General features: G+C 72.3%; 10 protein-coding genes. 4 read left to right on the top strand and 6 right to left on the bottom strand.

Annotated features, from left to right (window positions below):
* Positions 1-5: 5 nt before the first annotated feature.
* Complete coding sequence (locus tag ACFZCF_RS08525; RefSeq protein WP_388437062.1) at positions 6-1,823, bottom strand: phosphoenolpyruvate carboxykinase (GTP); 1,818 nt, start codon at positions 1,821-1,823, stop codon at positions 6-8.
* A 198-nt stretch (positions 1,824-2,021) separates the two neighbouring features.
* Here ACFZCF_RS08525 and ACFZCF_RS08530 point away from each other — a divergent pair, with 198 nt between their 5' ends.
* A complete protein-coding gene (locus ACFZCF_RS08530; protein ID WP_388437065.1) occupies positions 2,022-2,720 on the top strand; it encodes a hemolysin III family protein in 699 nt (232 codons plus the stop codon).
* A 27-nt stretch (positions 2,721-2,747) separates the two neighbouring features.
* Positions 2,748-3,344, top strand: coding sequence for a TetR family transcriptional regulator (locus ACFZCF_RS08535; RefSeq protein WP_391285487.1), 597 nt, complete (start codon positions 2,748-2,750; stop codon positions 3,342-3,344).
* Here the strand turns inward: ACFZCF_RS08535 and ACFZCF_RS08540 are convergent.
* Genes ACFZCF_RS08540 through ACFZCF_RS08550 form a run of 3 tightly spaced genes read right to left on the bottom strand, consistent with a single transcriptional unit; the run spans position 3,310 to position 5,523 of the window.
* Entirely contained in the window at positions 3,310-4,341 is a 1,032-nt protein-coding gene (locus ACFZCF_RS08540; RefSeq protein WP_391285489.1) for a glycosyl hydrolase, read from the bottom strand. The genes ACFZCF_RS08535 and ACFZCF_RS08540 overlap by 35 nt on opposite strands.
* A 1-nt stretch (position 4,342) precedes the next feature.
* Entirely contained in the window at positions 4,343-5,002 is a 660-nt protein-coding gene (locus ACFZCF_RS08545) for a vitamin K epoxide reductase family protein (RefSeq protein ID WP_391285491.1), read from the bottom strand.
* Positions 5,003-5,019: 17 nt separating this feature from the next.
* Complete coding sequence (locus ACFZCF_RS08550) at positions 5,020-5,523, bottom strand: DUF5949 family protein (protein ID WP_388437077.1); 504 nt, start codon at positions 5,521-5,523, stop codon at positions 5,020-5,022.
* Positions 5,524-5,672: 149 nt separating this feature from the next.
* Here ACFZCF_RS08550 and ACFZCF_RS08555 point away from each other — a divergent pair, with 149 nt between their 5' ends.
* Together ACFZCF_RS08555 and ACFZCF_RS08560 are read left to right on the top strand one after the other, a co-directional pair.
* A complete protein-coding gene (locus ACFZCF_RS08555; RefSeq protein ID WP_391285493.1) occupies positions 5,673-6,077 on the top strand; it encodes a tyrosinase family oxidase copper chaperone in 405 nt (134 codons plus the stop codon).
* Complete coding sequence (locus ACFZCF_RS08560) at positions 6,061-6,927, top strand: tyrosinase family protein (RefSeq protein ID WP_391285495.1); 867 nt, start codon at positions 6,061-6,063, stop codon at positions 6,925-6,927. The genes ACFZCF_RS08555 and ACFZCF_RS08560 overlap by 17 nt, the downstream gene beginning before the upstream one ends.
* A 73-nt stretch (positions 6,928-7,000) precedes the next feature.
* Here the strand turns inward: ACFZCF_RS08560 and ACFZCF_RS08565 are convergent, their stop codons facing one another.
* Positions 7,001-7,291 carry a chaplin gene (locus tag ACFZCF_RS08565; protein ID WP_388437086.1) on the bottom strand — a complete coding sequence of 97 codons (291 nt, stop codon included), beginning with the start codon at positions 7,289-7,291 and terminating at the stop codon, positions 7,001-7,003.
* A 285-nt stretch (positions 7,292-7,576) separates the two neighbouring features.
* Positions 7,577-8,089, bottom strand: coding sequence for a hypothetical protein (locus tag ACFZCF_RS08570; protein WP_391285498.1), 513 nt, complete (start codon positions 8,087-8,089; stop codon positions 7,577-7,579).
* Between the last annotated feature and the right edge of the window lie 357 nt (positions 8,090-8,446).

Genomic DNA, 8,446 nt, shown 5'->3' on the forward strand with positions numbered 1-8,446 from the left:
CGGGATCAGCCCAGGCGCTCGACCAGCGCGCGGTACTCGTCCCACAGCTCCTTCGGGGTGTGCTCGCCGAAGGTCTCCAGGTGCGCCGGGACCAGGGCGGCCTCCTCGCGCCAGACGTCCTTGTCGACGGTGAGCAGGAAGTCCAGGTCCTCGTCGGCCAGGTCGAGGCCGTCGGTGTCCAGGGCCTGGCGGGTCGGCAGGACGCCGATCGGGGTCTCGACGCCCTCGGCCTTGCCGTCGAGGCGCTCGACGATCCACTTGAGGACGCGGCTGTTCTCGCCGAAACCGGGCCAGACGAACTTGCCGGCGTCGTTCTTGCGGAACCAGTTCACGTAGTAGATCTTCGGCAGCTTCGCCGCGTCGGCGGAGGCGCCGACCTTGACCCAGTGGGCCATGTAGTCGCCCATGTTGTAGCCGCAGAACGGCAGCATGGCGAAGGGGTCGCGGCGCAGCTCGCCGACCTTGCCCTCGGCGGCGGCGGTCTTCTCGGAGGCCACGTTGGCGCCGAGGAAGACGCCGTGGTTCCAGTCGAAGGACTCGGTGACCAGCGGGACGGCGGAGGCGCGGCGGCCGCCGAAGAGGATCGCGGAGATCGGGACCCCCTTGGGGTCCTCCCACTCGGGGGCGATCGTCGGGCACTGGGCGGCCGGGACGGTGAAGCGGGCGTTCGGGTGGGCGGCGGGCGTGTCGGACGCGGGCGTCCAGTCGTTGCCCTTCCAGTCCGTGAGGTGCGCGGGCGCCGTCTCGGTCATGCCCTCCCACCACACGTCGCCGTCGTCGGTGAGCGCGACGTTGGTGAAGACGGAGTTGCCCCAGAGGGTCTTCATGGCGTTGGCGTTGGTGTGCTCGCCGGTGCCGGGGGCGACGCCGAAGAAGCCGGCCTCGGGGTTGATGGCGTAGAGGCGGCCGTCCTCGCCGAAGCGCATCCAGGCGATGTCGTCGCCGATGGTCTCCACGGTCCAGCCGGGGATGGTCGGCTCCAGCATGGCGAGGTTGGTCTTGCCGCAGGCCGACGGGAAGGCGGCGGCCACGTACTTCGCCTCGCCCTGCGGCGGGGTCAGCTTCAGGATGAGCATGTGCTCGGCGAGCCAGCCCTCGTCACGGGCCATGACGGAGGCGATGCGCAGGGCGTAGCACTTCTTGCCGAGGAGCGCGTTGCCGCCGTAGCCGGAGCCGTAGGACCAGATCTCGCGGGTCTCCGGGAAGTGCGAGATGTACTTGGTGGAGTTGCAGGGCCACGGCACGTCCTCCTGGCCCTCCGCGAGGGGGGCGCCGAGGGTGTGGACGGCCTTCACGAAGAAGCCGTCGGTGCCGAGCTCGTCGAGGACGGCCTGGCCCATGCGGGTCATGGTGCGCATGGAGACCGCGACGTAGGCGGAGTCGGTGATCTCGACGCCGATCGCGGAGAGCGGGGAGCCGACGGGGCCCATGCAGAAGGGGACCACGTACATGGTGCGGCCCTTCATGGAGCCGCGGAAGATGCCCTCGGAGCCCGCGAAGAGCTCCTTCATCTCCGCCGGGGCCTTCCAGTGGTTGGTCGGGCCGGCGTCCTCCTCCTTCTCGGAGCAGATGAAGGTCCGGTCCTCGACGCGGGCGACGTCGGTCGGGTCGGAGGCGGCGTAGTACGAGTTCGGGCGCTTCACCGGGTCGAGCTTCGTGAACGTGCCCTTGGCCACGAGCTCCTCGCACAGGCGCTCGTACTCGGCCTCCGAGCCGTCGCACCAGACGATGCGGTCCGGCTGCGTGATCTCGGCGATCTCGTTCACCCAGGAGACGAGCTCCTGGTGCTGGGTGGGAAGGGGAGCCGCGTTTTCGCGCGCCACGATTGCTCCTTGTAGAGGGGTGTATTCCGCTGTATGCCCCGTGGGGGCCGCGACCCGGATGCGTCGTAGCTGCTCATCCGGTGCCGACCGCACTCATTTGATCATCCGCTGGAAACGCCCATATGTCCAGGGGGGTGCACACGTGAGCATCGCCACTCATATCCGAGACCTACGGGCGCGTAGGTACGATTCGGTGTCATGACTGCAGCCACGCCGGAAGTGACCCCGGTCGAGCCCGAACCGATCGCCCACGCCCCGTCGCTCCCCCTGAAGCCCGTGCTCAGGGGCTGGTTGCACGCGGGCATGTTCCCGGCCGTGATCGTCGCGGGCCTGGTCCTCGTCGCTCTCGCCGACTCCCCGCGCGCCCGGATCGCCTGCGGGATCTACGCCCTCACCGCCTGTCTGCTCTTCGGCATCAGCGCGCTCTACCACCGGGGCGACTGGGGCCCGCGCGGCGAGGCCGTCCTGCGCCGCCTCGACCACGCGAACATCTTCCTGATCATCGCGGGCACCTACACCCCGCTCACCCTGCTGCTGCTCCCGGACTCCACCGCGAAGCCGCTCATGTGGGCGGTCTGGGCCGCCGCGGCCGCCGGCATCGCCTTCCGCGTCTTCTGGGTCGGCGCCCCCCGCTGGCTCTACACCCCCTGCTACATCGCCATGGGCTGGGCCGCCGTCTTCTTCCTCCCCGACTTCATGCGGACCGGCGGCATCGCCGTCCTGGTCCTGGTCGTCGTCGGCGGCCTGCTCTACAGCGCCGGCGGCGTCATCTACGGCATCAAGCGCCCGAACCCGTCCCCCCGCTGGTTCGGCTTCCACGAGGTGTTCCACTCCCTCACCCTCGCCGCCTTCATCGTCCACTACGTCGGCATCTCGCTGGTCGCCTACCAGTCCTGACCGGGCATGACACGGGAGAACGACCCCATGGACAGCGGTCTGAGGGAACGCAAGAAGCAGAAGACCCGCGCGGCGATCCGCCGGGCCGGACGACGGATCGCCGCCGCCCACGGCTGGGAGGCGGCCACCATCGAGCGCATCGCCGCCGAGGCCGAGGTCTCCCCCTCCACCGTCGTCCGCTACTTCCCCGTCCGCGAGGACATCCTCCTCACCGACGAGAACGACGAGCACCTCGAAGCCCTGCTGCGCGCCCGCCCGGCCGGCGAGGAACCCCTCGAATCCCTCCGCGCCGTCACCGTCGAGGCCATCGGCGCGGCCCTGGCCGCCGACCCGGAGGAGCTCCGGGTCCGCGCCCGGCTGATGGCCGACACCCCCGCCGTCCGCGCCCGGTTCACCGAGACCACCGCCGAGACCGGCCGCCGGCTCGCCCGCGCCCTCGCCGACCGCACCGGCCGCGCCCCCGACGACCTGGAGGTCCGGGTCTTCGCCGCCGCCGTGCTCGGCGCGCTGCGCGAGGCCGTCCTCTACTGGGCAGAACGCGGCCTCGCCGAGGACCTCACGGCGCTGCTGCACCGCACCCTCGACACCCTCAGGACCGGCCCAACGCTCCCAGCGCGCCCCTGACCACCTCGGCCGAGCGCGGATTGTCCGCGCACCCCCACACCCCGTGCGGGCAGTAGTCGGTCACCGTCTGGTAGACCGGCCGGTGGAGGGCGAACCATTCGAGCATCCCCCGTACGTACGCCGGGTTGTCCCCGTTCCGGAAGAGCCCCCACTCGGGGTACGAGACGGGCTTGCCGCGCTCCTTCGCGAAGGCCACGTGGTGCGCGAGCCCGTACTCCTCGCTCACCTGCTCCTCGAAGGAGACACCCTCGGGCTGGTCGTAGGCGTCCATCCCGATGATGTCGACGACGTCGTCCCCCGGGTAGCACTCCGGCCACGGCACCGCGTCCCGGCCCCGGCTCGGCGTGAAGTCGAAGCGGAACCGCTGCCCCTCGACCGCGCGCAGGACCCCCACCACCTGTCGCCAGTACGCCTTCCAGGCCGCCGGGTCCGGCCCGCAGCGGTGCCCGTACGTGGTGCCGTTCATCTCCCAGCCGAGCACCAGGACCGCGTCCTCCAGCCCGTGCTCCACCAGCCCCTCGCCCAGCGCCTCGAAGTGCGCGTCGAAGGCGCCGGCCGCCCCGCGCCGCAGCCCGTCCCGTACCTCGGCGTCGCCCAGCCCCGCCTCGTTCCGGTCCATCATCGGCACGTTGAGCACGAAGAGCCGACCCGGCCGCTCGGCCTTCCACCGCGCCCACGGCGCGAAGAGCTCCGGGTGCCCCTCGATGTTGGACCAGCGGTCGCCCGGCAGATAGGTGTGTCCGACGGTCAGCTCCCCGCCGCCGAGCCAGGCCTGCGCCCCGGCGATCCGCCGCACCCCCTCCGCGTCGGAGCCGGTGAAGAAGCCGGACGGCACCCCCGGCAGCGGCGGGGGCTCGGGCGCCGTCGCGGTCCCGGAGTGCCGCTCGCCCGGCGCGAGCCGGCCGATGAGCCCGGGCATCAGCACGAGCGCGGCGACGGCCGCGAGCAGCACCAGGAGTGCGGCCCGCGGCCGGGGGCGGGGGCGGGGAGGACGCACGTCAGCTGGTCCAGAACTCCCACCAGCGGGTCAGGATCAGCATCCCGATGATCCCGAGGTGCAGCACGGGCGGCGCGAAGGCGAAGTCCCCGAGGAAACCCCGCACCGCGGCCGGGGCGGGCAGCACCCCGGTCCGCACGTTGTGCGCGGTGACGTACCAGAACATGGTGACGGTCGCCGCCCAGGCGAGGCAGCACCACAGGCAGAGCGCGTTGATCTCGTACAGCGACTGCTGCATCAGCCAGGTGCAGAAGCCGACGCCGAACAGCGTCCCGCCGTTCAGCCCGAGCCAGAACCATCCCCGGTACCGGGCCCCCGCCAGCAGCCCGGCGCCGATCGCGACGACGACGCCGTAGGTGACGAGGCCGAGCATCGGGTTGGGGAAGCCGAAGACCGCCGCCTGCTCGCTCTTCATGATGTTCCCGCAGGACACGACCGGGTTCAGGCTGCACCCCGGCTGGAAGCCCGGGTCCTCCAGGAGCTTGAACTTGTCGATCGTGATCACCCACGCGGCCAGGATCCCGGCCGCGCCGGTGATCACGAGGAGCAGGCCGAGCCCCCGTCCCGCGCCGACCGTGCCGTCCTCCCGCCGCCCGGCCTCCGCCGCGCGGCCCTCCCGCCGCTGCTCCGGGAGCCCGCTCCGTACCCCGAGCGTCGTCATCGCGCCGCCCCTTCCGCTCAGACCTGCACGCGCCGGACCGGCAGCATGACGTGGGCGCACTCCGCGAGCGTCCCCTCGTCGGAGACGAAGGCGCGCAGCCGGTCCTCGTCCACGGGCTGCCCGGGGACCGCCTCGGCCCACGGGCGCACCGAGCAGAGGAAGTAGACCTTGCCGGTCTCGCGGGCGGCGGCCTGCCACTCGGCGGGCACCGGGCACTGCACCTTGAGGAAGGGCAGGGTGAGGACCGCCGTGCCGGCCTCGACCAGCAGCGAGGCGCTGATCCCCGCGTCCTGCTCCAGGTCGAAGAGCCGGTCGCCGACCGAGAGGCCCATCGACTCCAGGGCGGCCCGCATGGCCTGCTGCCCCGCCTCCGGTCCGTCCCGGCCGTCGCCGAGCGAATACGCCATCAGGAAAGGCGTTCCGGCGGAGTCCTCGGTGACTTCACTGGACCACGGAATCACCGTGAGCGTGCCGAGCGGAGAGACGCTGCGCGCCTGGGAAAGGACGGGGGGAGTGGTCATGGAACGGGATGCTAGTGGGGCAACCACCCTTTCCCCGTACCGAATTCACTCATCCGGCCCACATTCCCCCGCTCGAACTCCCGGCCGCAACGAACGCGGGTTTTCATCGTTGTGCCCTGAGGCCCCTTGTCGACACCAGGAGATCGCCGATGCCCTTCCCGCGCCGTGTCGCCCTCCGGTCGCTGTTCGCCCTGGCCGTCACCGCCGCCACCGGCGGGACCCTCGGCCGGATCGCCGCCCGCCCGCCGGACACGGGAGCGGACCCGGACCCGTACGCCTTCGACGAGATGTACGCGGGCCGCCGGATCCGCGGCCTCACCGGACCGGGGGGCGAGCCGGTGGCGCTGGTCGACGGGCGCCCGCTGCACCTGATGCGCTGCGCCGACGGCGGCTGGGTGACCCCGCTGGACCACTACGAGTCCTGCCCGAGCCCGCTCGCCGCCACCCGCGCGGCCGTGGACGCGGCGGGGTCGGCCCCGCTCTCCCGGTACGCGGCGGGGCACGGCCTCCACTCCGACCCGACGGGAGGGAACCCGCGTGGTGTACACGCGTAAGAACCAGCGCGACCTGACGACGGCCGAGCGCCGCCGGTTCGTCGCCGCGGTGCTCGAACTGAAGCGCCGCGGCACGTACGACGAGTTCGTCCGGACGCACATCGACCACTACGTCGCCGACGGCGCCGGCCGGCTGCGGACCGCCCACATGGCGCCGAGCTTCCTGCCCTGGCACCGGAAGTTCCTCCTGGAGTTCGAGCGGGCGCTGCGCCGGATCGACGCGACGGTGACGGTCCCGTACTGGGACTGGACCCGGGACTCGACCCCGGCGGCCTCGCTCTGGGCGGAGGACTTCATGGGCGGCAACGGCCGCCGCTCGGACCTCCAGGTGACCACCGGGCCCTTCGCCTACGCCAAGGGGAAGTGGACGGTGAAGCACGCGATGACCGAGATCTCCTTCCTGACCAGGGACTTCGGCCGTCCGCGCGATCCCGTGGCGCTGCCGACGGCGGCCCAGCTGGAGGAGGTGATGCGGGAGCGGACGTACGACACGGCCCCGTGGAACTCAACCAGCCCGTACGGCTTCCGCAACCGTCTGGAGGGGTGGGCGCAGGGCTCGGGCAACGAGCGGTTCCGGATCCACAACCGGGTGCACCGCTGGGTGGGCGGTCTGATGCTCGGCGGCGGCTCGGTGAACGACCCGGTGTTCTGGCTGCACCACTCCTTCGTGGACCTGGTGTGGTCACGGTGGCAGCAGCGCAATCCGCAGGCCGCGTATCTGCCGGCGGAGCCGCCGCCGCCGGGCGACGCGCAGTACCGGAAGGTGGTGGCGAGGCACCAGCCGATGGCGCCGTGGGGCGTGACGCCGGCCGAGATGTTCGACCACAGCGCCGTCTACCGGTACGCCTGACGGGACGGGCCCGGACGCGGGCGTCCCCCCGGCCCTGGCGGGACCGGGGGGACGCTCGGGGAAAGCGGGACGGTCAGCCGCCGTAGCCACCGTCGCCGTGGCCGTGGCCGTCGTCGTCCGGGCTGCTGACGTTGGCGCACTGGTTGCCGAAGGCCGGGTTCAGCAGACCGATGACGTTGACGGTGTTGCCGCAGAGGTTGATCGGCACGTGGACCGGAACCTGGACGACGTTGCCGGAGGCGACGCCGGGCGAGTTGGCGGCGACGGCCTCGGCGCCCGAGTCGGCGACGGCCAGGCCGGCTCCGCTGAGGGCGACGGCACCGGTGCCGGCCAGAACGGCGGCAGCCTTCGCGATGCGAGACATCAGAACTCCTTGAATGGGTCGAGCGACCGCAGGGATCACGGCCGTCACGTGCGTTCAACGGCGTACCACGGAGAGGGTCACGGGCATTGGGCCGAAAAGGTGGCCCGCGGCCCGGAGACCGCCCCCCGTCGGATACGAGGGGCGACGCCCCGGGCCGCGGGCCGCGGCCATGCGACGAGCCTTCCGGTGCAACGAGGAAAGGCCCTTGTGGTAGCGGGGAAGAATCGTGTCTTCACTCGCGCGGAATGAAGTCGAACGCAATTCCGGAAGAGGGAGGGGAAAGGGTCAGCCGCGCTGGGGGGCGAGGCCGAGCTGGGAGTCGAGGGCGCCGCTGAGCGTCGGGGCGATGAGGCCGAGCTTGGGGTCGGCGAGCTTGGGCAGTCCGGCGAGGCCGTTGCCCCGGGGCGCCTCGACCGGGTGGCCGAGGGTGGCGCCGGGGGTCGCGGCGTTCATCTCGGAGTGCGGGGAGGCGAGGAGGGCCCGGCCCGGCTCGCTGCCCTTCAGGAGCTCGGGGAGCGGGGCGTCCACGACGGTCTCGGGGAGGGTGCCGGTGAGCGGGACGGACGGCAGGGTCACGTCGGGCAGCGCGCCGAAGCCCTTCTGGAAACCGGTGGGGGCGCCGGGGATCGGCACCGGCACGCCGGTCGCGACGGTCGGGGCGTCCATCGGGAGGACCGGCTCCAGTCCCTGGAGGGGGACGATCACCGGGGCCTCGACGGCGGCGGCCGGGGCGGCCATGGCGGCGGAGGCGAGCGCGGTCATGAGGAGTCCCATGCCGGCGTGAGAGCGCAGAGTCATGCCGGGTGAACGAGGCACTCGGCCGAAACGTCGCGCGGGGTTCCCCCATGTGCAGCAACGCGGGAGGCCCCCGCCGGTGAGGGCGGGGGCCTCCGTTGACGTCACGTCAGGCGGACGTGTACGTCAGTGGCGCCGGCTCCGGACGAGGCGGCCGCCCCGGAGCTGGACTACGGCACCGCCGATGATGAGGGCGGCGCTGACCGCGGCCGCCCCCCAGAGGGCGGGGTCGCTACCCGTCTCGGGGAGCTCGGGCTTGTCGGTCGGCGGGGTGGTCGGCGGAGTCGTCGGCGGAGTCGTGGGCGGCTTCGTCGGCGGAGTCGTGGGCGGCTTCGTCGGCGGAGTCGTGGGCGGCTTCGT

Origin of the sequence: Streptomyces sp. NPDC007945, assembly GCF_042958885.1 — a bacterium.
In the GTDB taxonomy this organism is placed as follows: Bacteria; Actinomycetota; Actinomycetes; order Streptomycetales; family Streptomycetaceae; genus Streptomyces.

What these genes read in the sequence shown, in the direction of transcription:
- ACFZCF_RS08530 (WP_388437065.1), top strand. Translation starts at nt 2,022, where the DNA reads ATGACTGCAGCCACGCCGGAAGTGACCCCGGTCGAGCCCGAACCGATC.
- ACFZCF_RS08535 (WP_391285487.1), top strand. Translation starts at nt 2,748, where the DNA reads ATGGACAGCGGTCTGAGGGAACGCAAGAAGCAGAAGACCCGCGCGGCG.
- ACFZCF_RS08545 (WP_391285491.1), bottom strand. Translation starts at nt 5,002, where the DNA reads ATGACGACGCTCGGGGTACGGAGCGGGCTCCCGGAGCAGCGGCGGGAG.
- ACFZCF_RS08550 (WP_388437077.1), bottom strand. Translation starts at nt 5,523, where the DNA reads ATGACCACTCCCCCCGTCCTTTCCCAGGCGCGCAGCGTCTCTCCGCTC.
- ACFZCF_RS08555 (WP_391285493.1), top strand. Translation starts at nt 5,673, where the DNA reads ATGCCCTTCCCGCGCCGTGTCGCCCTCCGGTCGCTGTTCGCCCTGGCC.
- ACFZCF_RS08565 (WP_388437086.1), bottom strand. Translation starts at nt 7,291, where the DNA reads ATGTCTCGCATCGCGAAGGCTGCCGCCGTTCTGGCCGGCACCGGTGCC.
- ACFZCF_RS08570 (WP_391285498.1), bottom strand. Translation starts at nt 8,089, where the DNA reads ATGACTCTGCGCTCTCACGCCGGCATGGGACTCCTCATGACCGCGCTC.